The following is a 24,848-nucleotide window of genomic DNA, read 5'->3' on the forward strand; positions in this document are numbered from 1 at the left end:
GGCTCCCGTGCCGCGGCGATGATCGCGGCGACCGCAGTGGCCGCCGGACTGCTGTCCGGCCTCGGCGCGAGCCCGGCCTCGGCTGATCCGATCATCGATTCCAAGAGCCTGCTCGCCAATCCCGTTTCCGACAACGGCTCCAAGATCGTCAAGGCCGAGGTCAAGGATTCGCGCAGCCTGCGGCTGCACGTGTACTCCGCGTCGATGGATCACAACATCATCGTCGACGTGCAGCGCCCGGCCGACGCCTCGGTGCCGCGACCGACCCTGTACCTGCTCAACGGAGCGGGCGGTGGCGAGGACTCCGCGTCCTGGGTCGCCAAGACCGACGCGCTGGAGTTCCTCGGCGACAAGAACGTCAACGTCATCCAGCCGATCGGCGGTGCGTGGAGCTACTACACCGATTGGATCGCCGACGACCCGGTCGTCGGCCGCAACAAGTGGAAGACCTTCTTCACCGAGGAACTGCCGCCGCTGGTCGACGGCGCGCTCGGTACCAACGGGGTCAACGCCATCGCGGGGCTGTCCACCTCGGGTACCACCGTGCTCGCGCTGCCGATCGCCAAGCCCGGCCTGTACAAGGCGGCCGCCGCCTACAGCGGGTGCGCGCAGACCAGTGACCCGGTCGGCTCGGAATTCGTCAAGCTCACCGTCGAGACCTGGGGCGGCGGCGACACCATGAACATGTGGGGTCCGCAGGGCTCGGAGGAATGGGTGAAGAACGATCCGTACGTCAATGCCGAGGGGCTGCGCGGGCTGGATCTCTACATCTCCACCGGCAACGGCCTGCCCGGTCCGTACGACACCCTCAACGGTGAGTACGCCCTGCCCGGCGCCTACGGTCTGGCCAATCAGATCGTCATCGGCGGCATCATCGAGGCGGGCACCAACTACTGCACGCACAACCTGGCCAACCGGCTTGGCGAGCTGGGCATCCCGGCCACCTTCAACTTCCGGCCGAGCGGCACCCACTCGTGGGGCTACTGGAAGGACGAGCTGAAGCTGTCGTGGCCGACCCTGGCCCGCGGCCTCGGCCTGTAGGAGGTCAGCCGATCGACGTCACCGCCCCGGCCCGTCCGGGGCGGTTTCCGTTTCGCTGGACTCGCTCTCGTCGTTTGCGAATTGTGGTTAACTTAGGTTGACTGGTCCGGCGCCGCCACCCGGCGGGCGCCAGGCTCGTCGACAGCCAGGTTCGTGGAACGGAAAGTGAGTGCATGGTCGCCGATCGCAGTGAGGCCGAACGCGCCTGCGAGCCGACCAGCAGCAAGCCGCGGGTCGTGCGCCGCAGACCGAAGGACCGCAAGATGCAGATCATGCGGGCGGCCGCCCGCGCGTTCAGCGCGCGCGGCTACTATCCGGTCGGCGTCGACGAGATCGCCGCCGAAGTCGGCATCTCCGGGCCCGCGCTCTACCGCCACTTCGCCAACAAGTACGCGCTGCTCGTCGCCGCCGCCGAGGAGGGCGCGCGCGGCCTGCGCGATGTCGCGAAAGCGGCCGACGACCCGTCGCTCGACCCGGAAGCCAGGCTCGACGCGCTGCTCACCGCGGTCGCCGAGCACAATATCGACATCCGCCGCGAGGCCGGGCTCTACCGCTGGGAACGCCGCTATCTCGAGCGCGAGGACCGGGTGCGGATCCGGGCGTTCTACCGCGAACTCGAGGCGATGGTCGCCGCGCCGATCGCGGAACTGCGGCCCGAAGCGAGCCACGAAGATGTCACCCTGCTCGCGGTCGGCGCGCTGAGTTCGCTGGCGAGTATCGCCGCGCACCGCACCACCCTCGCGCACGCGCGCATGCTCGCGCTCCAGCTCGACATGGCCTGGGCGATCGTGCGCGCCGAACTGCCGCCCGCACCGGGCGAGGCCGAACCGGACCGGCAGAATCGCGGCCTACCGGTGACCTCGAAACGCGAACAGCTGCTCACCGAGGCGATCAGGATCTTCGGCCGCAACGGCTATCACGAATCCGGGATCGAGGAGATCGGCGCCGCCGTCGGCATCAACGCCTCCAGCGTGTACCGGCACTTCGATTCCAAGGCCGACCTGCTCGCCGCCGCCTTCCATCGCACCGGTGACCGGCTGGCCGTCGCGATCGGCGAGGCACTGGCCGAGGCCGAGAACCGCGCCGATGCCGCCCGCCGGATCGCCGACCGCTACGCCAGGCTCACCTTCGCCACACCCGAGATCATGCCGGTCTACTACGCGGAGTTCAGCAATCTGCCGCAGGCCGAACAGCATCGGCTGCGCGCCATCCAGCGGCAGAACGTCCAGGAATGGGCCAACCTGCTCGACGGTGACCCGGTCGAGGCCCGCTTCCGGGTGCACGCGGCGATCGGCCAGATCATCGATGTCGGCAGGTTGCTCCGCTTCGACGCCAGGGATGAGCAGCTGGCTCGGCTTGCGGCGCTGACTGGTGCGGTACTGCTGGGCGAGCCGTCTGAGGGGTGAACGGCCCCCGCCCGCGCACAACGCACACTTTTTCGCCGATCGGTCGTATACGAGACCATTCGAGCGATGTGTGCACGCTCAGCGCGGGTTCGCGGCGGCGCAGGCCGCTAACGCCCGTGCCGGAGCCGGAAGATCGCCTTCGCCGTGCGGACATGGCGCGGATGGCGGTCGAAGGTCGAGAGCCGGACCGGCGCCCGATAGCGTCTGCGCGCGATCGACATGGTGCGACTGAACTCGTGCAGACCCTGCTCACCGTGGCTGTGGCCCTGCCCGTACTCGCCGACCCCGCCGAACGGCAAGGCCGGGATGCCGGTGAAGGCCGTCGACGAATTCACCGTCACCACACCGACTCTGAGCTGCTCGGCGATGAACTCGGCGCTGGGGATATCGCGGGTGAACACCGTCACCGCGATGCCGTTGCCCGCCGCGTTCACCCTGGTCACCGCGTCGGCGAGATCGGCGACCCGATTCACCACCAGGACCGGGCCGATGCCCTCGCCGGTGATCGCGATGCTCTCCTCCGGCACCTCGGCCAGCACGATCGGCTCCACATACGGATCGCGGAACGAATCGAGCCCACCGAGCACCGCGTGGCCGCCGCGCGCGATCGCGTCACGCACCTGCCTGCGCACCACGTCGATCTGGGCGGCGTTGATCATCGGACCGTAGGCGGCGCGATTGTCGGCGCCGGGTCGCAGCCGGGCCGCGCGGTCGGCCACCCTGGCCAAGAAGTCGTCGAACACCGAGTCGGCGACATAACAACGCTGGATGCCCGAGGCGTTCTGGCCCGCGTTGGCCATCGCGCCGAAGATCGCGGCCTCGGCGGCGGCGTCGAGGACCGCGTCGACGTGCACGATCATGCTGCCCTTACCGGTGTGCTCGACCACCACCGGCGTCAGCGTCTGCGCGCACAGCGCGATCACCTCGCGCCCGCCCGCTTCCGGGCCCGCGTAGGCGATCTTGTCGACCTTGGCCCTGCACAGCGCGGTCGCGGTGCGGGCGTCGCCGGTGACCGCCTGCAGCACCGGCTGATCCGGGGCGACGGCGGCCCAGCTGCGCGCCAGCCACTCCCCGACACCGGTGGTGATCTCGTGCGGTTTGAACACCACCGCGTTGCCCGCCGCCATGGCGTAGGCGATCGACCCCATCGGGGTGAACACCGGGTTGTTCCACGCGCCGAGCACCCCGATCACACCGAGCGGCAGATAGCCGACGGTGGCGTGCTGATTGCGGGTGAACCACCCGGTGGCCAGCCGCCTGCGGCCGAGCGCGCGTTCGGCGTTGCGGGCGGCCCAGTCCAGGTTCTCCACCGCCAGCATCACCTCCATGGCGGCGTCGGCCTCCGGTTTGCCGGTCTCGGCGCGCAGCACGTCGACCAATTCACCGGTGTTCCTGGCGATCTGGCCGCGCCAATCCAGCAGCAAGCGCCGACGTTCGGTGAATCTCAGTTCCCCCCACCAGTTCTGGGTGGCGCGGGCCGTGCGTATCGCGCGGGTGACCTCGGCCTGGCCGTCGACCGGATACTGTGCGAGCTGTTCGCCGGTGCGCGGGTCGAACGACGTGAGGACGTCGGATCGCCCGGTCTGCGCGGCCGCTGACTCGGTCATCGTCACCCCTGTGGAAGAGATCGAACGCGCCCGCGCGCGGGCCGGTGAGACGAGAGTGTTTCCCCGGACGCCAGCGTATGGGCGCCAGGGCGCGCCGACAAGGTCGGCATACTGCCCTTGCACTGCCCAGGTGAGCAAAGACACACCGGTCCGGGGAGTGGGACCGGTGGCCACAGAGCCGACCAGGAAAAGCGCTCGGCCGGTAACATCGCGCCGAACGGTATGGATGACTTACCGAGAAGACAATTCCCGCGTGCGCCCTGCCCGGATGAGCGGTGCGTGCCCGGCTGATGGTGGAGAGTTGATGCCGAGTTCGATCTCAGTGGATTCGCCCGTGGGTGACGTCGCGACAGGCGGTGAACCCGCGGTGCTCGTCTCCGACGTGCGCAAGTCCTTCGGCGATGTGCACGCCCTGCAGGGCATCAGCTTCCAGGCGGAACGGGCCAGCGTGCTCGGTATCCTCGGGCCCAACGGCGCGGGCAAGACCACAACGGTCAAGATCCTGTCGACGCTGCTCGCTCCCGATTCCGGCACCGCCGTCGTCGCGGGTCACGATGTGCGCACCGACCCGGCGGGAGTGCGCCGCGCGATCATGATGACCGGCCAGTACGCCGCGCTCGACGAGAACCTGACCGGCCGCGAGAACCTCGAGCTGTTCGGCAGGCTGATGGGGCTGTCCAAGTCGGCGGCCCGCAAGCGTGCCGAGGTGCTGCTCGAGGAGTTCGACCTGGTCAGCGCGGGCAAGCGGGCCGTTCGCAACTACTCGGGCGGCATGCGAAGGCGCGTCGACATCGCCTGCGGTCTGGTGGTGCGGCCCGAGGTGGTGTTCCTCGACGAGCCGACCACCGGCCTCGACCCGCGCAGCCGCCAGGGCGTGTGGGACCTGGTCACCGCGCTCAAGAACCAGGGCATCACGGTGCTGCTCACCACGCAGTACCTCGAAGAGGCCGACGTGCTCAGCGACAACATCATCGTGATCGACAAGGGCACCGTCATCGCCGAGGGCACCGCCGACCAGCTCAAGGCCAAGACCGGCGGCAGCTTCTGCGAGATCGTCCCGCTCGACCCGAGCAAGCTGGCCGCGACCGTGCGGGCACTCGGTGATCTGGTGCCCGTGGCCGTCGCCGCCGAGATCGCCGGCGCCGACAAGCTGTCCGTGCCCGCTCCCGACGGCGCCGCGACCCTGGCCGAGGCGCTGCGCAGGCTCGACACCGCCGGCATCGACCTGGCCGATATCGCGTTGCGCAGGCCCTCTCTCGACGACGTGTTCCTGTCGATCACCGGTCATTCGGGCGGGCACCAGTGACCGCTCCGACCGTCGCGGGCACCACCCTGTTCGACGACCTACCCCCGGCGCATCCGAGCAGCTTCGCGCAGTGGCGCGCGCTGACCGGGCGCATCGTGTACACCATGGTCACCAAGGGCGAGCTGATCGTCGCGCTCCTGTTCCCGCTGGTGATCACCGTGGCCTTCTACCTGCCGCTGCGGTACGTGATGAAGGTGCAGGGCATCGACTACGCGCAGTACGTCATGCCGATCATCGTGCTGCAGACCATGGCGATGACGATGATGTCGAACGCGCAGCTGGCCGCGTTCGAAGCACTCACCGGCCTGAGTACCCGGTTGCAGACCATGCCGATCGGGTCGCTGGTGCCGCTGCTTTCGCGGATCAGTGCGGGCCTGGTGCGGTCGGTGGTCTCGCTGATCGCCACCATCGGCTACGGCTATCTGATCGGATTCCGGTTCACCGGTGGATGGGTGCAGGCGCTGGCCTTCGTCGGGTTCGCCCTCGCGGTCGGCGTGGTGCTCACGCTCGGTGCCGACGCGCTCGGCAGCCTCACCAAGAACCCCGAGTCGCTGAGCCAGGCGCTCACCCTGCCGATCCTGATCTTCGGCATGCTGTCCACCGGGTTCGTGCCCGAACAGGCCTTCCCCAGCTGGGCGCGGGCGTTCGCGCGCAACCAGCCGATCTCCCAGGCCGCCCAGACCCTCAGCGATATGGCCGCGGGCCAGCTGAGCTGGGCCGGGACCTGGGTGTCGCTGGCCTGGCTCGGCGGCCTTGCCATCTTCTTCCTCCCACTGGCGGTGTGGGCGAGTGTGAGGCGATCATGACGACGACGACATCCGAGCAGCTCCGGCTGCCCGTCGAGGAGACCGCGGCGCAGCTGCCCGTGGTGCACGCCAAGCCGGAAGGCGCGGTGTCGATGTGGGTGAGTCACAGCCTCATCCAGTGCAAGCGGCTGCTGATGGTGTGGTTGCGCGATCCGGCCACGACCATCCAGACGATCGTCTATCCGGCCGTCACCCTGCTGATGTTCCGCATCGTGCTCGGTGACTACATCACCGCGTACGGCGGCATGCCCGCGATCTACGGGCAGGCCGCGCTGCTCACCCTGGTCGCGGCCATGACCGGTGCGGTGGTCAGCGCGCTCGGCTTCAAACGGGAGAAGGCGGCCGGGCTGCTCAGCCGCTTCTACACGATGCCGCTGAACAAGGCGTCGCTGCTGACCGGCCGCCTGCTGGCCGAAGTCGTGCGCATCCTGATCACCACGGTGATCGTGCTGCTCGTGGCGGTGCCGCTCGGGTTCCTGTTCATGGAGGATCCGCTCACCAATATCGCGCTGGTCTGCGTGCCGGTGCTGTTCGGCCTCGGCTTCGCGGTGATGGTGACGGCGCTGGCGACCATCACCGAGGGCGTCATGCTGATCAGCCTGATCGGCATCGTCAACACGCTGTTGATGTTCTTCAACACCGGCTTCGTCCCGATCATCGCCTACCCGACCTGGCTGCAGACCATCGTCGCCAACCAGCCGATGAGCTGCGCGATCAACGCGATGATCGGCCTGTCCTACGGTGGTCCGGTGGCCGAGCCGCTGCTCAAGACGCTGGCCTGGACGATCGGCATGATCGCGGTGTTCGCCTACCCGGCCATCGTCGGCTACAAGCGGGCGGCGCAGACCGCGTAGGCGTAGTGCGCGGCCGGGGCCGCCGGTCCATCAGCGGATCGGGGTCTCGGCCGGGGCGAAGGGGTAGTCGAGCCAGCGGTTGCGGTTGGTCCAGCCGACCAGGTCGTAGCGCCAGCGGAACGGCCAGGTGTGCGCCACCGTGTTGAACAGCACGGCGCCGAGCGCGGTGTAGTCCTCGTGGGCCGAGAGCAGGGCCCGCTGCCCGCGCTCGGACTCGGTGAAGAACGCCTCGAACATGGCGATCGACTGATCGGTGGTCAGGCGGCCGAGCCCCCACAGTCCACGCATCCGCATCCAGTACACCGCGCGCGCCCGCCACGGCCACAGCGCCTCGATCGGGTCTTCACCCCGCTGGACCGCTGACACCGCGGTGTCGATCAGGGCGAGGGAATCGCCGACGGAGTAGCCGGTGCACGGGTGCATCATCCCGCCGCGCGACCCGAACGGCACGGCCACCGCCTCGCCCTTCTTCGGCGGCGCCTGATCCAGCGGGTAGTGCGCCGCCTCGTGCGGTTCGTCGCCGGTGAGCCGGATGCCGTGCGCGGCCAGCCTGCTCAGCGTGCGCTTGCGCAGTTCGTGCTGGGGCATACCGCCGCGCAGCCCGAGGCTGGTCTCCTCGAAGATCACCGTGCCGTCGCCGAGCGGCACCGCGTACAGGAACGACGGCGGCTCGTCGGGGCCTGCACCGTTCTCCGGCCGCCAGTCCAGCAGCAGCCCTTCGCCGTCGGCCACCATCGGCGCCGCGGTCTCCGCGGCGACGAAGATGCCGTGCGCGGAAGCGGCTCTGCGCCTGCCGAGCGTCGGCAGGCCGCGCGTGTCGAAGACCGTCGCCGACCTGAGCACCGTGCCGTCGGCGAGTTCCACCTCGTGCTGGTCCACCCGGGTGGCCCGGTCGGCGAACACCGTCGCGTCGTCGAGCGCGAGCGCCGCGTGCAGCCCGGCCTTGGACAGCACGCAATACGGCCGTTCGATCCTGAGCTCACGCTTGGTCCACACCGTCGGCGCGGCGATCCGCTGCGCGATCGCACTCTCGGGCAACCACGCGGGCAGCTCGTCCACCCAGCAGGAGAAGGTCGGCGGGAACAGCCGATCCGGTCGCGGATCCACCGCGGCCACCCGCAACCCGGCTACCGCGGCGCGATGCGCCAGCCCCCGCCCGGTCGGCCCGAGCCCGACCACGCACACATCGAATTCCCGCGCACTGTCCACGCTCGCATTCAATCCGCTGCGCACTTCGGTGCGCAACCAGCCAGGCAGTCGGCCCCTCGGCGTACCGGCCCCGCGAGCTCACTCCTCCAGCGCCAGGGCTTGGCGCATGGTGAGCCTGCCCTGGGTCTGCATGAGGGAGCGGCGGTAGATGCGTTCGGCGACGACGACGATGCCGTAGGTGGCCACCGCCATCAGCGCCAGCGAAACGAACGGTTCCCACCACGCGGCCGTGCCGTCGGCCAACCGGCTCGGCATGGCGACGATCGAGGTGATCGGGATGTAGGAGGCGATCACCCGGCCGGTCCCGGTGAGGAAGATGCCGGCGAAGAGCACGATCATGATCAGCATCGACAGCGGAGTGGCGGTGGACTGTAGGTCCTCGCTGCGGGTCGCCAGTGAGCCCGCCACCGCCCACAGGCTGGCCAGCGCGAGGAAGCCGACCAGGAAGAAGACGATGAACCAGCCCGCCGCACCGGCGATCCGGCCGAGCTGCCCACCCTGCCCGGTCGCGGCGAGCCCGGCCAGGCCAGCGCCGACGAACAGCGCAAGCTGCGCGAACGCCAGCACCGTGTTGCCCGCGACCTTGCCGATCAGCAACTGCCGCAACGGCATCGCGCTGGCCAGGATCTCCACGATGCGGTTCTGCTTCTCCTCCACCACGCTCTGCGCGATGGACATGCCGAACAGCACCGAGGCCAGATAGAAGAGGAAGGCGAACACCAGCGCCACGATCTTGGCCAGGCCGGGATCGACGGCGCTTTCGTCCAGGATCACCGGTGTCACCGCACCACCGAGCGCGAGTTCGGTCAGCGAGACGCCCGCGGCTTCGGCGTTGCGTTGCAGGGCGAGCTGCTGTGCCGCGGCGGAGATGTAGGTGGTGGCCTCGGTGTTCTCGGAACCGTTCGCGATCAGCACCCAGCCACCGGGTTGGTCCGGCGCCAGTCCGGCCTCCACCTGATCGTCGCGGACTTGCCGGACGACTTCGGCGCGGTCGGCCACGGGCCGAGCCAGGAAGTCGACGTCGGCATCGGCCGCCGCGGCCAGCTCGTTGGCCAATGCGACGACCGCGGCGCCATCGGTGCCGGTGACGACGACGTCGATCTTGTCCGTCCGGCCGCTGACGATGCCGGCGATCAGCAGCGACGCGACAATGGCAACGACGGTCACCACCGTCGAGATGACGAAGTTGCGATCGCGCAGCTTCACCACGATCTCCCTGGCCGCCACGATCCGCCACACGCCACGTGACGATGCCAGCCCGCGAGTCACCGCCTCCGGCCGCTGACCTCTCACGCCGTCACCTCCCGGTAGATCTCCGCGACCGTCGGCCGCAGTTCCGCGAATTCCCGCACCGAGCCGCGGGCCAGTGCCTCGGTGAGCACCGCGTCGGTCGTCGCCCCGGTGAGCTCGAGCACGGCGGCCGACCCGTTGGTCTGCACCACCCGCACTCCGGCGAGCTCCCGTAACCATCCTGGATCGCCGTCGCCCACCAGCCGGTAGCGCGCCGCGCCGTTCGCACGCAGTGACTCCACCGAGCCCTGGCCGACCACCCGCCCGCCCGCGAGGATCACCAGCTGATCGCACAGCCGCTCAACCAGATCCAGCTGATGCGAGGAGAACAGCACCGGGACACCCTGCCCGGCGTACTCACGCAGCAGCTCGGCCATCGAGTCGACGGCGACCGGGTCGAGCCCGGAGAACGGCTCGTCGAGGATCAGCGCGGTCGGTTCGGCGATCACCGCCGCCGCGATCTGCACCCGCTGCTGATTGCCGAGCGACAGCGACTCGAGCTTGTCCTTGCTCCGGCTCCCGAGCCTGAAGCGGTCGAGCAAGCCCGCGGCCCGCGCCTTGGCCTCGGCCGCGCCGAGCCCGCGCAGCCGGGCCAGGTAGACGAGCTGATCGAGGACCGGTTGTTTGGGATAGAGTCCGCGTTCCTCCGGCATGTAGCCGAAGGCGCGGCGATCGAGCGCGGTGGCCGGGTGCCCGTCCCACCTGACCTCGCCGCCGTGCGCGGCGAGCACACCCATGATCATCCGCATGGTGGTGGTCTTACCCGCGCCGTTGCCGCCGACGAACCCGGTCAGCGCGCCGGGCGCCACGGTGAAGGACACTGCGTCGACGGCGACCTTGTCGCCGAACCGCCGGAGGAGCTGCGCGACTTCCAACATTTCACAACCGTACCCAGTCAAGGGCTTTCGGCGCGGTTGTCAGCGCGGGGTGACCCAGGTGGTGATGTCGGCGTGCACCACCTCGACACCGTCGCGGTCGTAGATCGACACCGGCACGGTGAGGTTCACCCCCTCGGTGATGGTGGTGAAGTCGGGGACCTCGGCCAGTCTGGCGACCGCGCGCAGCCCGGTCTCGGCCTTCGCCAGGTATTGCACATTCATCGCCTTGGGAATCCAGCGGTGCGTGGTCGGCACGGTGGCCTCGCTGAGCATGCCCATCGCGACCTCGGCGAGGTTGCACGCGGCGATCGCGTGAAAGGTGCCGAGATGGTTGTGGATGCCGAACCACTTGGGCGAGGTCACCTCGCAGATCCCGGGCTCGAGCCGGACCACCTGCGGCAGCACCGTGCCGAAGTAGGGGACCCTGGCGACCATGCCGAGCGAGAACAGGGCGTGCCCGAGACGGTTGTCGGGGAGCTTCTTCCAGCCGCGGTAGGTCGCGGTCTCTTGTGCCATGCGGTTATCTTACTCAAAAGTAAGATAACCGGGAACCCTCCGCCGGTCAGTCACCGCGGCGCCCCGGCTACCATGGCTCGGCACGGCCCGGCCGACGCGCGATCCAGGTGAACATCCCTGCTCCGGGCGTGATCGATACCGCACGACCCCCGATTTGAAGACCGTCGTCGGCATGGTGCATACTGTTCGGGTTGCCTTGCACAGGATCATGCCTTCTCTCCGGGAAAGCGGATCGCGCGCAGGCGAGCAGTAGTTTGCGTCCCGCCGGTCCGCCGGTGTGGATGCGTCCGGAACCACGTTCCAGGCCAAGGTGAGTAATCGACCAGGGCTGAGGAATGAGCGCTAGGGCGACACGCCCGACCGCGTGGGCCGGAGGACCATGACAGATGAACAGCGGCGAGGATCGGGCAGACATTTCTGCGGCCCGGTCGCGGTCTCCAGACTGAGATCTTCGTGTGTTCGGGCTGTGCAAATGAGGGTGGTGCAGGAGCCAGCTCCTGTGACCACGAAGGAAAGCGGAGAAAAGGACACTTAGCGTGGCGGGACAAAAGATCCGCATCAGGCTCAAGGCCTATGACCACGAGGCGATCGACGCGTCTGCGCGCAAGATCGTGGAGACGGTGACCCGCACCGGCGCCCGCGTGGTCGGGCCTGTGCCGTTGCCCACCGAAAAGAACGTGTACTGCGTCATCCGTTCGCCGCACAAGTACAAGGACTCGCGCGAACACTTCGAGATGCGTACGCACAAGCGCCTCATCGACATCCTCGACCCGACGCCGAAGACGGTCGACGCGCTCATGCGCATCGATCTGCCGGCCAGCGTCGACGTCAACATCCAGTGACGGGGACTCGAGAAATGACTGACAACAAGAACCGGCCCGCGGCCGGCATCCTGGGCACCAAGCTCGGCATGACCCAGGTCTTCGACGAGAAGAACCGCGTCGTCCCGGTCACCGTCATCAAGGCGGGCCCGAACGTGGTCACCCAGATCCGCACCGTGGAGCGCGACGGCTACTCGGCCGTGCAGCTCGCGTTCGGCGCCATCGACCCCCGCAAGGTGAACAAGCCGACCTCCGGCCAGTTCGCCAAGGCCGGTGTCACCCCGCGCCGCCACGTCACCGAGATCCGCGTCGCGGATGCCTCCACCTTCGAGGTCGGCCAGGAGATCTCCGCCGACGTCTTCGAAGAGGGCACCTACGTCGACGTGACCGGTATCAGCAAGGGCAAGGGCTTCGCCGGCACCATGAAGCGTCACGGCTTCGCCGGTCAGGGTGCCTCGCACGGTGCGCAGGCCGTGCATCGTCGCCCGGGTTCCATCGGTGGCTGCGCCACCCCCGGCCGCGTGTTCAAGGGCATGCGCATGTCGGGTCGCATGGGTAACGAGCGCGTCACCACGCAGAACCTGTCGGTTCACAAGGTCGACGCCGAAAACGGCCTGCTCCTGGTCAAGGGTGCCATCCCGGGCCGCAAGGGCAACGTCGTGATCGTCAAGAGCGCCGTGAAGGGTGGTGCGCACGCATGACCAGCCTCGAGAAGACCAACCTGACGCTGACCGTCAAGGCCGCAGGCGGCAAGACCGAGGGCACCGTCGAACTCCCCGCGGAGATCTTCGACGTGACAGCCAACGTCGCGCTGATGCACCAGGTCGTCGTGGCCCAGCTGGCCGCCGCTCGCCAGGGCACCCACGCCACGAAGACTCGTGGCGAGGTCCGTGGTGGTGGCAAGAAGCCGTACCGGCAGAAGGGCACCGGCCGCGCCCGTCAGGGCTCGACCCGCGCGCCGCAGTTCGCCGGTGGTGGCACCGTCCACGGCCCGCAGCCGCGTGACTACAGCCAGCGGACCCCCAAGAAGATGAAGGCCGCCGCCCTGCGTGGCGCCCTGTCCGACCGGGCCCGCAACGAGCGCATCCACGTGATCACCGAGCTGGTCGCCGGTCAGACCCCGTCGACCAAGGCCGCCAAGAGCTTCCTGTCCGAGCTGTCGGACCGCAAGAAGTTCCTTGTCGTCGTCGGTCGCGAGGACGTCGCCGCGTGGAAGAGCGTGGCGAACCTGCAGAACGTGCTGCCGATCGCCCCGGATCAGCTCAACACCTACGACGTCCTCAACAGCGACGAACTGGTGTTCAGCGTCGAGGCCCTGAACGCCTTCGTTCACGGTCCCGCCGAGGCGGCCCAGGAGGAGAGCAAGTGAGCACCATCGCCGACCCCCGCGACATCCTGCTCGCACCGGTCATCTCGGAGAAGTCCTACGGACTGATCGAGGAAGGCACCTACACCTTCCTGGTGCACCCGGATTCGAACAAGACGCAGATCAAGATCGCCGTCGAGAAGGTCTTCGGCGTCAAGGTCACCAGCGTCAACACCGCCAACCGTCAGGGCAAGCGCAAGCGGACCCGCTTCGGTTACGGCAAGCGCAAGGACACCAAGCGCGCGCTCGTGACCATCTCGGCCGACAGCAAGCCCATCGAGATCTTCGGAGGCCCGGTCGCGTAAGCGGCTGGTCATCCAGAAAGCAGAGAAGAACTCATGGCAATCCGTAAGTACAAGCCGACTACGCCGGGCCGTCGTGGCTCCAGCGTCTCGGACTTCGCCGAGATCACCCGGTCGACGCCGGAGAAGTCGCTGCTGCGCCCGCTCACCAAGTCCGGTGGTCGTAACGCGCACGGTCGCATCACCACGCGTCACCGCGGTGGCGGTCACAAGCGTGCCTACCGTCTGATCGACTTCCGTCGCCTGGACAAGGACGGCATCCCGGCCAAGGTCGCGCACATCGAGTACGACCCCAACCGCACCGCCAACATCGCACTGCTGCACTACGCCGACGGCGAGAAGCGCTACATCATCGCGCCGAAGGGCATCCAGCAGGGCAGCCCGATCGAGTCCGGCCCGACGGCCGACATCAAGCCGGGCAACAACCTGCCGCTGCGCAACATCCCGACCGGTACCACGGTGCACAACGTGGAGCTGCGTCCGGGTGGCGGCGCCAAGATGGCCCGTGCCGCAGGCATGAGCATCCAGCTGCTCGGCAAGGAGGGGCCGTACGCGACCCTGCGTATGCCCTCCGGTGAAATCCGCCGTGTCGACGTGCGCTGCCGCGCCACCGTCGGCGAGGTCGGCAACGCCGAGCAGTCGAACATCAACTGGGGCAAGGCCGGCCGTATGCGCTGGAAGGGCCGTCGTCCCACCGTCCGTGGTGTCGTCATGAACCCGGTCGACCACCCGCATGGTGGTGGTGAGGGCAAGACCTCCGGTGGTCGCCACCCGGTCAGCCCGTGGGGTCAGCCTGAGGGCCGCACCCGTAAGCCCAACCGTCCGAGCGACAAGCTCATCGTCCGCCGCCGCAAGACCGGCAAGAAGCGCTAAGGAGGAGGTAAGAAATGCCACGCAGCCTCAAGAAGGGCCCGTTCGTCGACGACCACCTCCTCGCGAAGGTGGACGTGCAGAACGAGAAGGGCACGAAGCAGGTCATCAAGACCTGGTCGCGTCGCTCGACCATCATCCCCGATTTCATCGGCCACACTTTCGCCGTCCACGACGGTCGCAAGCACGTGCCGGTGTTCGTCTCGGACAACATGGTCGGCCACAAGCTCGGTGAGTTCGCGCCGACCAGGACGTTCAAGAGCCACGTCAAGGACGACCGGAAGAGCAAGCGGCGATGACTGACACCAACACCGAAACGGTGCAGAATCCGACTGCCCGCGCTACCGCCAAGCACGTGCGGGTCACCCCGATGAAGGCGCGTCGCGTCGTGGACCTGGTCCGCGGCAAGCGCGTCGACGACGCCCTGGCGATCCTGAAGTTCGCGCCGCAGGCCGCGAGCGAACCGGTCGCCAAGGTCGTGGCCAGCGCCGCGGCCAACGCCGAGAACAACCTCGGCCTCAACCCGGCCACCCTGGTCATCTCGACCGCGTTCGTCGACGAGGGTGCCACCATGAAGCGTTTCCAGCCGCGGGCCCAGGGCCGCGCGTTCCGGATCCGCAAGCGCACCAGCCACATCACCATCGAGGTCGAGAGCGTGCCCACTGCCGGCGCTGCCACTCGTAGCCGCCGGAAGGGAGGGGCAAAGTAAATGGGACAGAAAATCAACCCCCATGGCTTCCGCCTCGGTATCACCACCGACTGGAAGTCGCGTTGGTACGCGGACAAGCAGTACGCGGAATACGTGAAGGAAGACGTTCAGATCCGCAAGCTCCTCGCCACCGGCATGGAGCGGGCTGGTATCTCGAAGGTCGAGATCGAGCGCACCCGTGACCGCGTGCGGGTGGACATCCACACCGCGCGTCCCGGCATCGTGATCGGTCGCCGTGGCGCCGAAGCCGACCGCATCCGCGCCGAGCTGGAGAAGCTCACCGGCAAGCAGGTCCAGCTGAACATCCTCGAGGTCAAGAACCCCGAGTCGGATGCGCAGCTGGTTGCCCAGGGTGTGGCCGAGCAGCTGTCCAACCGTGTGGCGTTCCGTCGCGCGATGCGCAAGGCCATCCAGTCGGCCATGCGTTCGCCGAACGTCAAGGGCATCCGGGTGCAGTGCTCGGGCCGCCTCGGCGGCGCCGAAATGTCGCGCTCGGAGTTCTACCGTGAGGGTCGCGTCCCGCTGCACACGCTGCGCGCGGACATCGACTACGGCCTCTACGAGGCCAAGACCACCTTCGGTCGCATCGGCGTGAAGGTCTGGATCTACAAGGGTGACATCGTCGGTGGTCGTCGTGAGCTGACCGCCGCCGCTGCCGCGCCGGAGCGCCCGCGTCGCGAGCGTCCCAGCCGCCCGCGTCGTTCCGGTTCCGCCGGCACCACCGCGACCTCGACCGAGGTCGGTCGCGCCGGCACCGCTGTGGCCGACGCACCGGCAGAGAACCAGGAGGGCTGACGCATGCTGATGCCCCGTCGCGTCAAGCACCGCAAGCAGCACCACCCGTCCCGCTCCGGCATGTCCAAGGGCGGCACTTCGGTGGCGTTCGGTGAGTACGGCATCCAGGCTCTCGAGCCCGCCTACGTCACCAACCGTCAGATCGAGTCGGCGCGTATCGCGATGACCCGCCACATCAAGCGTGGCGGCAAGATCTGGATCAACATCTACCCCGACCGCCCGCTCACCAAGAAGCCTGCCGAGACCCGCATGGGTTCCGGTAAGGGTTCGCCGGAGTGGTGGGTCGCGAACGTGAAGCCCGGTCGGGTCATGTTCGAGATGTCTTACCCGAACGAGGAGATCGCTCGCGAGGCCCTGCGCCGCGCGATGCACAAGCTCCCGATGAAGTGCAGGATCGTGACCAGGGAGGAGCAGTTCTGATGGCTACCGGAACACCGGCCGCAGAGCTCCGCGAGCTCAACGAAGAAGAGCTCGTGGCCAAACTGCGCGAGAGCAAGGAAGAGCTCTTCAACCTGCGCTTCCAGATGGCGACGGGTCAGCTCGACAACAACCGTCGTCTGCGCGTCGTCCGCCACGAGATCGCGCGCATTTACACGGTCATGCGTGAGCGCGAGCTCGGCCTGGCCACGGCGCCCGCTGGCAAGGGAGATGCGGCATGAGCGAGAACAAGGAAGAGCGCAACAGCCGCAAGGTTCGCAGCGGCTACGTTGTGTCGGACAAGATGAACAAGACGATCGTCGTCGAGCTGGAAGACCGTCACCGGCACCCGCTCTACGGCAAGATCATTCGCACCACCTCCAAGGTGAAGGCGCATGACGAGAACGAGATCGCCGGTGTCGGCGACCGCGTTCAGCTGATGGAGACCCGCCCGCTGTCGGCCACCAAGCGCTGGCGTCTGGTCGAGGTCCTGGAGAAGGCCAAGTAAGGTCCCTCCGCGATCCATCGCGATCGTTTGTCACGAAGGCCCGTTTCCCGCAGAGGGAGGCGGGCCTTCGTCGTTGGGTGCCGTCCGGCAATACGGACTATTCCACCTTTCAGAGGTCGCGAAGCGGATGCGGATTCGGCAGGAACGTGTGTCAGCGATCGAAAGAGCGGCGGTCGCTGCGGCCGAGTTGCGAACCCTCGCGTCCTACATCGAAGCACTCGGCGGCCGAATGGAGATCATCGCGGACTTCGGCGGTGAGCGCCTTGTGGTCGGGTGATCTCGGGCCATGGCGATGGCACCGCGGCTGAACGAGGACGATGATCGACGGCTGACTGAGCGAACTGGGCAGGGCAAACAGGACCTGGCCGCAGACGCGTTCGGGTCCATGATCGACTTGATCATGGACGAGCACACCGAGCTGATGCGACGGCTTGCGTGATCTACCTCGATCTCGCCGAGGTCGTTGCGGTTGCCTGAAGCATCGGTCGGAGCGGACCCGAGCCGTCAACCAGTGAAAGCGTAGGGCTGGCGGATCTTGCGGGCGAATTCGACGATGTTGGTGACGGTGCTGCCGGAGACGCCGACTTCGGCGCCGATGCTGCGGGCCGACCAGGATTGGTCGGTCAGTTCGAGGATTTCCTCGATCTGGTCGAGGGTCAGGCGCAGGGGGCTGCGGTGGGCGATCTGGCGGGCCAGGGCGCGGACCTCGTTGTCCTCGTCGAAGTAGTCGTCGGTGGGGTCGTCCTCGGTGCGGTCGGGCTCGATCGGGTCGGGGGACGGCGCCGGGTCGGGCGCTGGTGCCGCGTCTGATGTGTCGACCGGGATGGCCCGTGTGCGCGGCTTCGGTGCGGGTCCGGCATCGGTCGGTGCGGGACGCTCGGCGGCGGCAGCTGACGGCGCATCGGTCCGTGCTGGTGGCGGCGCAACGGCCGGTTCCGCCGGGCGGGTCGGCGAATCCGAGTGCGCGGTCCGCTGATTCGTATCGGATTTCGCCGGGTCGGTGCGGACGTGCTGCGTTCGACCCGATTCGAGCTCGGTGGCCAGTGTGAGCTGTTCGGGCTCGTCGGCCTGCGGCAGTGGATCGGTGTGGATCGCTGCGGCCGGGGCCGTGGTGTCGCCGTTGCGGTCACGGGCGACGGTGTCGGCGTGCGCCGTCGCCTCGGGAACCGGGTCGGTACCGGTGGTATCACCCGCAGTCGCCTGCGCGCCCGCGGTGACCGGTATTCGGCGCAGGGTCGGCGCGGCCCCACGCGCCCGGTCGCCAGTGCGCCGGTCCTCGGCAGCGGCCTTGTGGATCAGCTCCAGCGTGCCGGGCGCGGTCGACGGCCTGCGGGTGGTCAGCGGCCCGCGATCATCGGTCACGAGCCGCGCAGTGGCGGTTGCCGGGATCGGCTTGTCTGTTCGGGTCGCTTGCGGTACAGCCTGTTCCGGTGTCGCGGTGGCCGCCGGATCCGCCGCGACAGCGGTCGCGTGGATTCGGGCAGTGGCGGCTGTGCCGGTGGCACCTGGGGAGTTCGTGGTCGCCGCGATCTCGTCGGCGGTCCTGGCTACCTCGTCGCGATACGGGATTCGGGCGGACCCGATGCCTTCCGGCCGTTCGGTCACCGGCCGGATGTCTTCGCCGACCACGACGTCAGCGGAAGCCGACGGCTCCTCGGTGGTTCCGGGCATTGCGCCGGCTCGCTCGGCGGCGGCCACCTCGGGACGGGGTGTCCCCATCGCCGCGGGATTCCGCGCGGTGGTGTCTATTGCCGCTGGACTCGGCGTACTGGTTCCCACTGTGACGGGTGCGGTGTGCTCGGCATCGACGCCGGGCTTGTCGGCGGGGGTTGCTGACAGCTGCTCGCGGACCGCCTCGGTCGGTGCGGCCATGCGGGTGTCCGGGACATGCGAGGCGTCCGGAACTCGTTCCGACATTGCGTAATTCGGGCTGGTATCGCCAGGAAGCTCCACCGACGCACTCTCGATCAGCAGCGCGTATCGCGCGGAAACCCAGGCGTGCAGCCAGATAACCACGCCCACCATCACCGGCGCGATCGAGTATTCGGCGGCGCGGCCCCAGGCGCCGGCGGCCAGATGCGGGCCCGCGTTGAGCGCGACGGTGGTGCCGAGCAGGGCAAGTTCGAAGAACAGCACCTTTCCGCGTTCGAGTTCGCGACCCCATCGGGCGGCGGTGGTGGCGGCGACCATGATGACGATGATCGGGATGGAGATCATCGCCTCGATGCCGAAACTGAGCCAGTACAGCGGATCGCTCATGTCCCCGCTGGGTACCAGGTTGTGCTGCACGTTGATCCCGGCCCACACCATGCCGAGGACGACGACTCCGATCAGCGCCCTGGACGACCACTCCGCGCGGCGGTACAGCTGGGCGAGCCTGGCGTCGGCACTGGAGACCCGGCGCCGTGCGGCCAACGCTTTACGGTGCCAGCGCGCGTCGGCCTCGTCGGTCCGGCGGATGAGCGCGCCGGTGCGCCGGTCACGTTTCTCGGCCGCGAGTTCGTCGCCGACGGCGCGCCTGCGCTGTTCGCGCCGCTGCTTGCGAATCCATTCGGCGAGTTCACGTTCGGCCCGGATCTCGGCATCGGAGAGCGCGTCGTAGAGTGCCGTGTCGTGCTGCAGCGGCAGTATGCCGCGAGCCGTCGCGACCCGCTGCGCAAGCGCCGTGATCTCGGTGTTCGGCGAGCTGACGGCATCATCGGTCGACCGATCGTCGGACATCTGGCGCCTTCCGGTCACTCGAACATATGGACTATCGAACATATGTGTGATTGCCAGAGAGCGTAAACGCCGACCGGGCGTGGGTCAACGGCAGCGGCAGCGCGCCGGCGAAATCCGCGCTGAACGCGCACTATTGCGCCGGATGGTCGAAATCGGGGTCAGTATGGCGATTTGTGGTGGTGCAGCGCGGATGGATTCCACCGGAGTCCGGCTGCGGTCCGCAACCTACGGCCGCGCATCCGGCCCAAGTGCTCGCTTCTCGTACTCGCGGCGCGACGACGAGTTGCCGACGGCGGCCACCTGATTCGGCACCGTCCGGCGTAGCACCGCGTCGCGTGCCCACTGCGGAAGCAGGCCCGCCAACCGCAGCATCGGGTCGACCTGGGCGGGGAGCACCACTTCGAAGCGTGGCCGCGCGACAACGTCGAGGACGGCGGCGGCGACGTCGGCGGGCTGGAGCAGACGCGCGGCGCCGGTGGCGGTGCCTGCCGCGAGCTCGGTGTCGACGACGCCTGGCATGATCGCCGATAGTCGCACCCCGCTGCCGCGCAGTTCCGCACGCACTCCGGTGAGGTACCCGAGTACGCCGTGTTTGGTTGCGGCGTACGTTGATTCACCGGCGGGCGAGACCTTCGCGGCGATCGAGGCGATGGTGACGATATGTCCGCGCCCCCTGGTCCGCATCGCGGGTGCGGCAAGGCGCACACCCCGGATCACCCCGTGCAGGTTCACGGCGAGCATCCGGGTCGTCGCGGTATCCGGCTCGGTGTCGAACGAGCCGACCCACATCACCCCGGCATTGTTGACCAGCACGTCGATCGGTCCGAGTAGTGCCTCGGCGGTCGCCAGGAAATCGTGGAAGGACCGCTCGTCGGTGACGTCGAGCTCGCAGCCGTGCACGGTGCCGGGCAGCTCGCGCGCGGTCGCGCGGGCCGCGGTGGCGGACAGATCGCCGATGCACACCAGGGCGCCCGCCGCGGCGAACTGCCTGGCGATCTCCCGCCCGATCCCGGCGGCGCCGCCGGTGATCGCGACCACCAGCCCGGCATGGGTCCGTCTCATCGGCGAAACCTTTCGATCCACGCTTCTGACATGTCGTCATGTCAAAATTTCGCGCCTAGTATTCCACGCAGTCGCACAGAAGGACAGACTTCGATGGCAGAGCAATCGGCCGATCCGCCCTCGGGTCGGCGATACTCCGGGCGCACCACCGCGGAGCGGATCACGCAGCGCCGCGCCGCGCTGCTCGACGCCGCCCTGGACCTGTTCGGCACCGGGGGCTACGCGGCCGGATCGGTGAAGCAGCTGTGCGGCACCGCGGGTCTCACCGAGCGCTATTTCTACGAGTCGTTCCGTGACCGAGAGGACTGCCTCGCCGCGCTCTACGACGAGGTGACCACCGGTCTGCGGGACCGGACGCTCGCCGCCCTGCGCGTGGCGGGCCCCGGCCTCGACGACACGATCGCCGCCGGTCTCGCCGCCTTCATCGGCTATCTCACCGAGGACCCGCGGCGAGCCAGGGTGGTGCTGATCGAGGTGGTCGGCGTCTCCGCGCGGATGGAGGAGCGCAGACACGCCGAGCTGCGCGCTTACGCCGAACTGGTGGCAGACCTGTGGGCGTCGGCCCGCGCCGAGCCGCTCCCCGAACATCGCCGCCTGACCTGCGTCACCGTGGTCGGCGGTGTGAACCACCTGCTCGTGGACTGGCTGATGGACAATCGCACCACCGATCCCGCCGACCTGGTCGCCGTCTGCGCCGACGTCTTCGCCGCGGTCCGCGCCACCGACCCGGTCCTCGCCGAAGGCTGACCCGGCCGGGCGGGGTGCCGTTGGTGGCTCAGGACGAGGCGACCGACCCTGGCATCCGGCGGTAGATGATGGGCTGGGCGGCGATGTCGTTGGCGGCGAAGTTCCGCAGCACGAAGCTGCGGAAGGTGGGACGGAAAAGCAGGCTGGGCAGGAAGGCGCGCAGCGTGGGCCAGCTGGCGTGATTCACGAGGGTGTAGTCGCCGGATTCGGTCGGTAGCGGCTGCATCGGGACCGAGTTCGGCAGCGCGGTCTTGCGCTGGAACCAGCCCGCGGTGTAGTGCCAGACGTCGAAGACGGTCTGGTTGTCCTGGCAGTGGAAGTAGTTGAACAGGAACCACGCGTCGGGCCGGTGGTCGACGTCGGCGATGCGGGCCGGGCTGCTCGCCGCGATGTGGTGGATGTGTTCGGCGGCGCGCTCGAGCAGGGCGAGCAGTTCTCGGTAGGCGGGGTCGGTGCGCACCGCCTCCAGGTCGCCGACGGTGGTGGTGCGGATCAGGACCACGATGTCGTAGCGGGCGGGTCGCACGCCGGCCCGGCGCAGCAGACGGGCGCCTTCGCCGGGCGGTCGCAACGCGGCGCGGAACGCCGTCGCCTCGATGACGTCGGCGCGGTCGGCCAGCCGTGCGCACAGCGGCCCGGCGGCGGCCAGTGCCCGGTCCCTGGCCCGGCTCAGCAGTGGGAACGGGCCTGCCCAACCTCCGATCTCGGCCGCGACCAGTAGGAATCCGTTGTCGGTTTGGGTGGTGAGGTGGACGGTGGCGGCCTGGTGGCCGTTGACGATCTCCATGGTCTGTCCTTCATTGGTCAACGCTTGTTGGCATCAACGGTAGGCCCGGCTGCGCAGCGATGTCAACAGACGTTGGCCTACACTTGTTGTTATGAGAAGGTCCTCGACGGAAACGAAGGCGGTCATCCTGGCCGCCGCTCGCGAACGCTTCGCCGCCGACGGCTACGACCGGGCGACCATCCGCTCGATCGCCGCCGATGCCGCCATCGATCCGGCGATGGTCATGCGCTACTTCGGCAACAAGGAACGGCTGTTCGCGGCGGCGGCCGAGTTCGATCTGGAACTACCGGAGCTGGCGGCGGTGGAGCGTGGCCGGGTCGGTACCGCGTTGGTCGCGCACTTCCTCGAGCGCTGGGAGCGGGACGAGGCGCTGCTGATCCTGTTGCGGGCCGGGGTCACCAACGAGGCGGTCGCCGAACGGATGCGCGCGATCCTCGCCGCCCAGCTGATCCCGGTGATCGCCCGGGTCAGCGACGATCCGGCCGAAGGGCCCGCGCGGGCCGCGCTGGCGGCATCGCAGATCCTGGGTATGGCGCTGTGCCGGTACGTATTGGCCTTCCCGCCATTGGTCGAGATGCCGCGTGACCAGGTCGTGGAATGGCTCGGCCCGACCGTCCAGGCCTATCTCACCGGCCCGCGCCCCGGCGCGATGGGCTGACTCAGCCCAGGGCGGTGTGCCAGACCAGCGCGGCCGCCAGCGCGCCGGCGCCGTTGAGCGACCAGTGCAGCGCGATCGGTGCCAGCAGGCTGCCGCTGCGCCTGCGCAGCCAGGTGAACACGACACCGGCCGCGGCGGTGGCGGCGACAGCGAGGGCGATCCCGGCGATCCGGCCGACCAGGCCACCGCCGACGAGGCCGGCGAGGCCGGCGTTACCGCTGGTCAGGCCCATCGAGGAGGCGATGTGCCAGAGGCCGAACAGCAGTGACCCGGCCGCGAACAAGCCGCGCACGCCGAGCACCCGATCCAGCGTTCCGTGCAGCACGCCGCGGAAGGCGAGTTCCTCGGGGATCACGGTCTGCAGCGGGATGACGATCATCGACGCGATCAGCGCGCCGGAGATGGTGGCGTACCGGTCGGCCAGGAAGAACGGGCGCGTGATCGGCAGCAGCGCGCCGACGGCCACGGCGGCAAGCACGATGCCGACCGCGCCGAGCGCATAGATCGTCCCGCGTCGCCAATGCCGGGGGGAGAGCCCGAGTTCGGCCCAGCCGAGTCCGCGCTTGCGCATCAGGGCGAGCAGTGCGAACGCCGCGATCGGCACGGTAACGATATTTGCCCACGCGGTAGTGAAATGCGCGATCAGATTGGTCCCGGCGAGCACGACGACGACCACGGCGATATCGATATAGGCGTGCAGCTTGGGCCTCGGCGCGGCGACGGGAACGGACACCCGACCGAGTGTACGGACAGATCACGAAATGGAAACGACAGGGTGAATACCGGATCGGCCGTCGAATTCGGCCCGAAACCCGGCGCCGACCGGCGGCACCACCGGCGATCAAGATCGACCGATGCCGTCCGGCTGTGATGTACCCGACCATCCGGCCGGATCGGTCCAGGCCTGGAGTTCGCGCCGGGTCTCGAACCGGCGCGGCTGCCCGCTGATCGGATCGGTGAATTCCAGCGACGCCGCGAGCAGCTGGAGGGGACGGGTGTAGTCGTCGACGGATTTGTCGGTGAGCACCGGATAGAAGTCGTCGCCGAGGATCGGCACACCGAGTCCGTTCATGTGCAGCCGCAGCTGGTGGGTTCGTCCGGTGTGTGGTCGCAGCCGGTAGCGGCCGAGCCCGGCGCGGTGGTCGAGCAGTGCCACCTCGGTCTCGGCATTGGGCTCGCCGTCCACCTCGTACGCGGCCAGCACCTGCTTCTCCTTGACGATCCGGCTGCGCACCGTGCGCGGCAGCACCAGCGCGGGATCGTGGGCCGCGATGGCCTCGTACTCCTTGCGCACCGTCCGGCGATGGAACATCGTCTGGTACGCGCCGCGCGCCGCCGGGTTCACCACGAACAGCACCAACCCCGCGGTCACCCGGTCGAGCCGGTGGGCGGGGATCAGATCGGGCAGGTCCAGCTCGCGGCGCAACCGGACCAGTGCCGTCTGCAGAATGTGCTGACCGCGGGGAATCGTCGCGAGGAAATGCGGCTTGTCCACGACCAGGATGTCGTCGTCACGATGCACGATGCCGATCTCGAACGGCACCGCTCGTTCCACCGGCAGATCCCGGTGGAACCAGACCGCGCCACCGGGGACGAACGGTGCGTCCGGGGCCAGCGGCCCGTCCAGATCGACGATCTCACCGGCCCGCAGCATCTCGTCGATCCGGGCAGGCTCGACCCTGGGCAGTCGTTCGACCAGGTGGTCGCGCACCGTCGTCCAGTGCCCGTCCTCCGGGAGCCGGAGCCGGGCCGGGTCGAGGCCGTGCCGCTTGGGCAGCGGCGGCTGCTGCCTGCGTCGCATGCCCCCCAGTGTCGTCGCAGGACCGGTGGACGCCGACTCCGGCCCCGTGCCGGCGGCCGACGGGCCGCCGGAACGCGGTCAACCGGCGCGCTGATCCAGCACCATCAGTTTGGCCTCCACGAGCGTCTGCCTTGCCCTGCGCCGCACCCGGCACAGATCGACGCTGCATTCGAGATGAATCTGCATCGCGCGGTGCGCTTGTTCGGGCGTCAGCTTTCCTGGGTCGGCATGGCAGTCCGCAATTGTCGAAATTATTGATGTGACAAACATTTTCGCTCTCCCGCCACTATGAGGTAGGGAGAAAATTACGCCCGAGGTGCCCAATTGCCGAGGGGGTCTACGGGTAGTTCACACAAGGTTCCCCGGCACGC

Annotated in this window: 30 protein-coding genes; 19 read left to right on the forward strand and 11 right to left on the reverse strand. The window is 68.5% G+C overall.

Annotation, left to right across the window (positions count from 1 at the left end; all coding sequences use genetic code 11):
• The first annotated feature begins 18 nt into the window (after positions 1 to 18).
• Positions 19 to 1,041 (forward strand): alpha/beta hydrolase, encoded by a 1,023-nt coding sequence (locus ACFOW8_RS06940; RefSeq protein ID WP_378548553.1) that lies wholly within the window; start codon positions 19 to 21, stop codon positions 1,039 to 1,041.
• Between the two features lie 173 nt (positions 1,042 to 1,214).
• A complete protein-coding gene (locus ACFOW8_RS06945; RefSeq protein ID WP_378547103.1) occupies positions 1,215 to 2,447 on the forward strand; it encodes a TetR/AcrR family transcriptional regulator in 1,233 nt (410 codons plus the stop codon).
• Positions 2,448 to 2,554: 107 nt separating this feature from the next.
• Here the strand turns inward: ACFOW8_RS06945 and ACFOW8_RS06950 are convergent, their stop codons facing one another.
• Entirely contained in the window at positions 2,555 to 4,054 is a 1,500-nt protein-coding gene (locus ACFOW8_RS06950) for an aldehyde dehydrogenase family protein (protein WP_378547106.1), read from the reverse strand.
• A 304-nt stretch (positions 4,055 to 4,358) separates the two neighbouring features.
• Here ACFOW8_RS06950 and ACFOW8_RS06955 point away from each other — a divergent pair, with 304 nt between their 5' ends.
• The 3 genes from ACFOW8_RS06955 to ACFOW8_RS06965 are packed head-to-tail and all read left to right on the forward strand — an operon-like array spanning position 4,359 to position 7,020.
• The gene (locus ACFOW8_RS06955) at positions 4,359 to 5,360 is read left to right on the forward strand and encodes an ATP-binding cassette domain-containing protein (protein ID WP_378547109.1); all 1,002 of its coding nucleotides are present in this window, start codon (positions 4,359 to 4,361) and stop codon (positions 5,358 to 5,360) included.
• On the forward strand, positions 5,357 to 6,166 hold the full coding sequence (locus ACFOW8_RS06960) for an ABC transporter permease (RefSeq protein ID WP_378547112.1): 810 nt from the start codon (positions 5,357 to 5,359) through the stop codon (positions 6,164 to 6,166). The genes ACFOW8_RS06955 and ACFOW8_RS06960 overlap by 4 nt, the downstream gene beginning before the upstream one ends.
• A complete protein-coding gene (locus tag ACFOW8_RS06965; RefSeq protein ID WP_378547115.1) occupies positions 6,163 to 7,020 on the forward strand; it encodes an ABC transporter permease in 858 nt (285 codons plus the stop codon). The genes ACFOW8_RS06960 and ACFOW8_RS06965 overlap by 4 nt, the downstream gene beginning before the upstream one ends.
• 30 nt (positions 7,021 to 7,050) lie before the next feature.
• Here ACFOW8_RS06965 and ACFOW8_RS06970 read toward each other — a convergent pair whose 3' ends face one another.
• From ACFOW8_RS06970 to ACFOW8_RS06985, 4 genes are all read right to left on the reverse strand, one after another.
• Positions 7,051 to 8,229, reverse strand: a complete 1,179-nt coding sequence (locus tag ACFOW8_RS06970) for a lycopene cyclase family protein (RefSeq protein WP_378547118.1) — start codon at positions 8,227 to 8,229, stop codon at positions 7,051 to 7,053.
• 78 nt (positions 8,230 to 8,307) lie between these two features.
• Positions 8,308 to 9,522 (reverse strand): ABC transporter permease, encoded by a 1,215-nt coding sequence (locus ACFOW8_RS06975; RefSeq protein ID WP_378547121.1) that lies wholly within the window; start codon positions 9,520 to 9,522, stop codon positions 8,308 to 8,310.
• Positions 9,519 to 10,397: an ABC transporter ATP-binding protein gene (locus ACFOW8_RS06980; protein WP_378547124.1), complete on the reverse strand. Its 879-nt coding sequence runs from the start codon at positions 10,395 to 10,397 to the stop codon at positions 9,519 to 9,521. Before ACFOW8_RS06980 ends, ACFOW8_RS06975 begins: the two co-directional genes overlap by 4 nt.
• A 39-nt stretch (positions 10,398 to 10,436) precedes the next feature.
• Positions 10,437 to 10,913 (reverse strand): hotdog fold domain-containing protein, encoded by a 477-nt coding sequence (locus ACFOW8_RS06985; RefSeq protein WP_378547127.1) that lies wholly within the window; start codon positions 10,911 to 10,913, stop codon positions 10,437 to 10,439.
• A 536-nt stretch (positions 10,914 to 11,449) separates the two neighbouring features.
• Here ACFOW8_RS06985 and rpsJ point away from each other — a divergent pair.
• From rpsJ to ACFOW8_RS07045, 12 genes are all read left to right on the forward strand, one after another.
• The gene (gene rpsJ / locus ACFOW8_RS06990; protein WP_003938093.1) at positions 11,450 to 11,755 is read left to right on the forward strand and encodes a 30S ribosomal protein S10; all 306 of its coding nucleotides are present in this window, start codon (positions 11,450 to 11,452) and stop codon (positions 11,753 to 11,755) included.
• 14 nt (positions 11,756 to 11,769) lie between these two features.
• The gene (rplC, locus tag ACFOW8_RS06995) at positions 11,770 to 12,435 is read left to right on the forward strand and encodes a 50S ribosomal protein L3 (RefSeq protein ID WP_378547132.1); all 666 of its coding nucleotides are present in this window, start codon (positions 11,770 to 11,772) and stop codon (positions 12,433 to 12,435) included.
• On the forward strand, positions 12,432 to 13,103 hold the full coding sequence (rplD, locus tag ACFOW8_RS07000; protein ID WP_378547135.1) for a 50S ribosomal protein L4: 672 nt from the start codon (positions 12,432 to 12,434) through the stop codon (positions 13,101 to 13,103). The genes rplC and rplD overlap by 4 nt, the downstream gene beginning before the upstream one ends.
• The gene (gene rplW, locus ACFOW8_RS07005; RefSeq protein ID WP_019045018.1) at positions 13,100 to 13,405 is read left to right on the forward strand and encodes a 50S ribosomal protein L23; all 306 of its coding nucleotides are present in this window, start codon (positions 13,100 to 13,102) and stop codon (positions 13,403 to 13,405) included. The genes rplD and rplW overlap by 4 nt, the downstream gene beginning before the upstream one ends.
• 33 nt (positions 13,406 to 13,438) lie before the next feature.
• Positions 13,439 to 14,275: a 50S ribosomal protein L2 gene (gene rplB / locus ACFOW8_RS07010; protein ID WP_378547139.1), complete on the forward strand. Its 837-nt coding sequence runs from the start codon at positions 13,439 to 13,441 to the stop codon at positions 14,273 to 14,275.
• A 14-nt stretch (positions 14,276 to 14,289) separates the two neighbouring features.
• The gene (rpsS, locus tag ACFOW8_RS07015) at positions 14,290 to 14,571 is read left to right on the forward strand and encodes a 30S ribosomal protein S19 (RefSeq protein WP_019045020.1); all 282 of its coding nucleotides are present in this window, start codon (positions 14,290 to 14,292) and stop codon (positions 14,569 to 14,571) included.
• The gene (gene rplV, locus ACFOW8_RS07020; RefSeq protein ID WP_378547142.1) at positions 14,568 to 14,981 is read left to right on the forward strand and encodes a 50S ribosomal protein L22; all 414 of its coding nucleotides are present in this window, start codon (positions 14,568 to 14,570) and stop codon (positions 14,979 to 14,981) included. Before rpsS ends, rplV begins: the two co-directional genes overlap by 4 nt.
• Positions 14,982 to 15,776 carry a 30S ribosomal protein S3 gene (gene rpsC, locus ACFOW8_RS07025; protein WP_378547145.1) on the forward strand — a complete coding sequence of 265 codons (795 nt, stop codon included), beginning with the start codon at positions 14,982 to 14,984 and terminating at the stop codon, positions 15,774 to 15,776.
• Between the two features lie 3 nt (positions 15,777 to 15,779).
• Positions 15,780 to 16,196 carry a 50S ribosomal protein L16 gene (gene rplP / locus ACFOW8_RS07030; protein ID WP_378547149.1) on the forward strand — a complete coding sequence of 139 codons (417 nt, stop codon included), beginning with the start codon at positions 15,780 to 15,782 and terminating at the stop codon, positions 16,194 to 16,196.
• Positions 16,196 to 16,435, forward strand: coding sequence for a 50S ribosomal protein L29 (gene rpmC, locus ACFOW8_RS07035; protein WP_019045024.1), 240 nt, complete (start codon positions 16,196 to 16,198; stop codon positions 16,433 to 16,435). The genes rplP and rpmC overlap by 1 nt, the downstream gene beginning before the upstream one ends.
• On the forward strand, positions 16,432 to 16,701 hold the full coding sequence (gene rpsQ, locus ACFOW8_RS07040) for a 30S ribosomal protein S17 (RefSeq protein WP_278264580.1): 270 nt from the start codon (positions 16,432 to 16,434) through the stop codon (positions 16,699 to 16,701). The genes rpmC and rpsQ overlap by 4 nt, the downstream gene beginning before the upstream one ends.
• 286 nt (positions 16,702 to 16,987) lie before the next feature.
• Positions 16,988 to 17,140 carry a hypothetical protein gene (locus ACFOW8_RS07045; RefSeq protein WP_378547152.1) on the forward strand — a complete coding sequence of 51 codons (153 nt, stop codon included), beginning with the start codon at positions 16,988 to 16,990 and terminating at the stop codon, positions 17,138 to 17,140.
• Positions 17,141 to 17,205: 65 nt separating this feature from the next.
• Here the strand turns inward: ACFOW8_RS07045 and ACFOW8_RS07050 are convergent, their stop codons facing one another.
• Both ACFOW8_RS07050 and ACFOW8_RS07055 read right to left on the reverse strand, forming a co-directional pair.
• Complete coding sequence (locus ACFOW8_RS07050) at positions 17,206 to 19,422, reverse strand: helix-turn-helix domain-containing protein (protein ID WP_378547155.1); 2,217 nt, start codon at positions 19,420 to 19,422, stop codon at positions 17,206 to 17,208.
• Positions 19,423 to 19,647: 225 nt separating this feature from the next.
• Positions 19,648 to 20,484 (reverse strand): SDR family oxidoreductase, encoded by an 837-nt coding sequence (locus ACFOW8_RS07055; RefSeq protein ID WP_378547158.1) that lies wholly within the window; start codon positions 20,482 to 20,484, stop codon positions 19,648 to 19,650.
• Between the two features lie 93 nt (positions 20,485 to 20,577).
• Between ACFOW8_RS07055 and ACFOW8_RS07060 the strand changes: the two genes are divergently transcribed.
• Positions 20,578 to 21,231: a TetR/AcrR family transcriptional regulator gene (locus ACFOW8_RS07060; RefSeq protein WP_378547161.1), complete on the forward strand. Its 654-nt coding sequence runs from the start codon at positions 20,578 to 20,580 to the stop codon at positions 21,229 to 21,231.
• A 28-nt stretch (positions 21,232 to 21,259) separates the two neighbouring features.
• Here ACFOW8_RS07060 and ACFOW8_RS07065 read toward each other — a convergent pair whose 3' ends face one another.
• Entirely contained in the window at positions 21,260 to 22,018 is a 759-nt protein-coding gene (locus tag ACFOW8_RS07065; protein WP_378547164.1) for a hypothetical protein, read from the reverse strand.
• Between the two features lie 91 nt (positions 22,019 to 22,109).
• On the opposite strand from ACFOW8_RS07065, the gene ACFOW8_RS07070 reads away from it, so the two are divergent.
• Positions 22,110 to 22,676, forward strand: coding sequence for a TetR/AcrR family transcriptional regulator (locus tag ACFOW8_RS07070; RefSeq protein WP_378547167.1), 567 nt, complete (start codon positions 22,110 to 22,112; stop codon positions 22,674 to 22,676).
• 1 nt (position 22,677) lies between these two features.
• Here the strand turns inward: ACFOW8_RS07070 and ACFOW8_RS07075 are convergent, their stop codons facing one another.
• From ACFOW8_RS07075 to ACFOW8_RS07085, 3 genes are all read right to left on the reverse strand, one after another.
• A complete protein-coding gene (locus tag ACFOW8_RS07075) occupies positions 22,678 to 23,409 on the reverse strand; it encodes a CPBP family intramembrane glutamic endopeptidase (protein WP_378547170.1) in 732 nt (243 codons plus the stop codon).
• Positions 23,410 to 23,517: 108 nt separating this feature from the next.
• A complete protein-coding gene (locus tag ACFOW8_RS07080; RefSeq protein ID WP_378547174.1) occupies positions 23,518 to 24,477 on the reverse strand; it encodes an RluA family pseudouridine synthase in 960 nt (319 codons plus the stop codon).
• Positions 24,478 to 24,555: 78 nt separating this feature from the next.
• A complete protein-coding gene (locus ACFOW8_RS07085) occupies positions 24,556 to 24,747 on the reverse strand; it encodes a hypothetical protein (RefSeq protein WP_378547177.1) in 192 nt (63 codons plus the stop codon).
• Between the last annotated feature and the right edge of the window lie 101 nt (positions 24,748 to 24,848).

The organism is Nocardia rhizosphaerae (assembly GCF_042650365.1).
GTDB classification, from domain to species: Bacteria; Actinomycetota; Actinomycetes; order Mycobacteriales; family Mycobacteriaceae; genus Nocardia; species Nocardia rhizosphaerae.

Bases quoted from the DNA above. Each gene is read 5' to 3' on its own strand.
- ACFOW8_RS06940 (WP_378548553.1), top strand. From the start codon at position 19: ATGATCGCGGCGACCGCAGTGGCCGCCGGACTGCTGTCCGGCCTCGGC.
- ACFOW8_RS06945 (WP_378547103.1), top strand. From the start codon at position 1,215: ATGGTCGCCGATCGCAGTGAGGCCGAACGCGCCTGCGAGCCGACCAGC.
- ACFOW8_RS06950 (WP_378547106.1), bottom strand. From the start codon at position 4,054: ATGACCGAGTCAGCGGCCGCGCAGACCGGGCGATCCGACGTCCTCACG.
- ACFOW8_RS06955 (WP_378547109.1), top strand. From the start codon at position 4,359: ATGCCGAGTTCGATCTCAGTGGATTCGCCCGTGGGTGACGTCGCGACA.
- ACFOW8_RS06965 (WP_378547115.1), top strand. From the start codon at position 6,163: ATGACGACGACGACATCCGAGCAGCTCCGGCTGCCCGTCGAGGAGACC.
- ACFOW8_RS06980 (WP_378547124.1), bottom strand. From the start codon at position 10,397: ATGTTGGAAGTCGCGCAGCTCCTCCGGCGGTTCGGCGACAAGGTCGCC.
- ACFOW8_RS06985 (WP_378547127.1), bottom strand. From the start codon at position 10,913: ATGGCACAAGAGACCGCGACCTACCGCGGCTGGAAGAAGCTCCCCGAC.
- rplC (WP_378547132.1), top strand. From the start codon at position 11,770: ATGACTGACAACAAGAACCGGCCCGCGGCCGGCATCCTGGGCACCAAG.
- rplD (WP_378547135.1), top strand. From the start codon at position 12,432: ATGACCAGCCTCGAGAAGACCAACCTGACGCTGACCGTCAAGGCCGCA.
- rplB (WP_378547139.1), top strand. From the start codon at position 13,439: ATGGCAATCCGTAAGTACAAGCCGACTACGCCGGGCCGTCGTGGCTCC.
- rpsS (WP_019045020.1), top strand. From the start codon at position 14,290: ATGCCACGCAGCCTCAAGAAGGGCCCGTTCGTCGACGACCACCTCCTC.
- rplV (WP_378547142.1), top strand. From the start codon at position 14,568: ATGACTGACACCAACACCGAAACGGTGCAGAATCCGACTGCCCGCGCT.
- rpsC (WP_378547145.1), top strand. From the start codon at position 14,982: ATGGGACAGAAAATCAACCCCCATGGCTTCCGCCTCGGTATCACCACC.
- rplP (WP_378547149.1), top strand. From the start codon at position 15,780: ATGCTGATGCCCCGTCGCGTCAAGCACCGCAAGCAGCACCACCCGTCC.
- rpmC (WP_019045024.1), top strand. From the start codon at position 16,196: ATGGCTACCGGAACACCGGCCGCAGAGCTCCGCGAGCTCAACGAAGAA.
- rpsQ (WP_278264580.1), top strand. From the start codon at position 16,432: ATGAGCGAGAACAAGGAAGAGCGCAACAGCCGCAAGGTTCGCAGCGGC.
- ACFOW8_RS07045 (WP_378547152.1), top strand. From the start codon at position 16,988: ATGGCGATGGCACCGCGGCTGAACGAGGACGATGATCGACGGCTGACT.
- ACFOW8_RS07050 (WP_378547155.1), bottom strand. From the start codon at position 19,422: ATGTCCGACGATCGGTCGACCGATGATGCCGTCAGCTCGCCGAACACC.
- ACFOW8_RS07055 (WP_378547158.1), bottom strand. From the start codon at position 20,484: ATGAGACGGACCCATGCCGGGCTGGTGGTCGCGATCACCGGCGGCGCC.
- ACFOW8_RS07060 (WP_378547161.1), top strand. From the start codon at position 20,578: ATGGCAGAGCAATCGGCCGATCCGCCCTCGGGTCGGCGATACTCCGGG.
- ACFOW8_RS07065 (WP_378547164.1), bottom strand. From the start codon at position 22,018: ATGGAGATCGTCAACGGCCACCAGGCCGCCACCGTCCACCTCACCACC.
- ACFOW8_RS07070 (WP_378547167.1), top strand. From the start codon at position 22,110: ATGAGAAGGTCCTCGACGGAAACGAAGGCGGTCATCCTGGCCGCCGCT.
- ACFOW8_RS07080 (WP_378547174.1), bottom strand. From the start codon at position 24,477: ATGCGACGCAGGCAGCAGCCGCCGCTGCCCAAGCGGCACGGCCTCGAC.
- ACFOW8_RS07085 (WP_378547177.1), bottom strand. From the start codon at position 24,747: ATGTTTGTCACATCAATAATTTCGACAATTGCGGACTGCCATGCCGAC.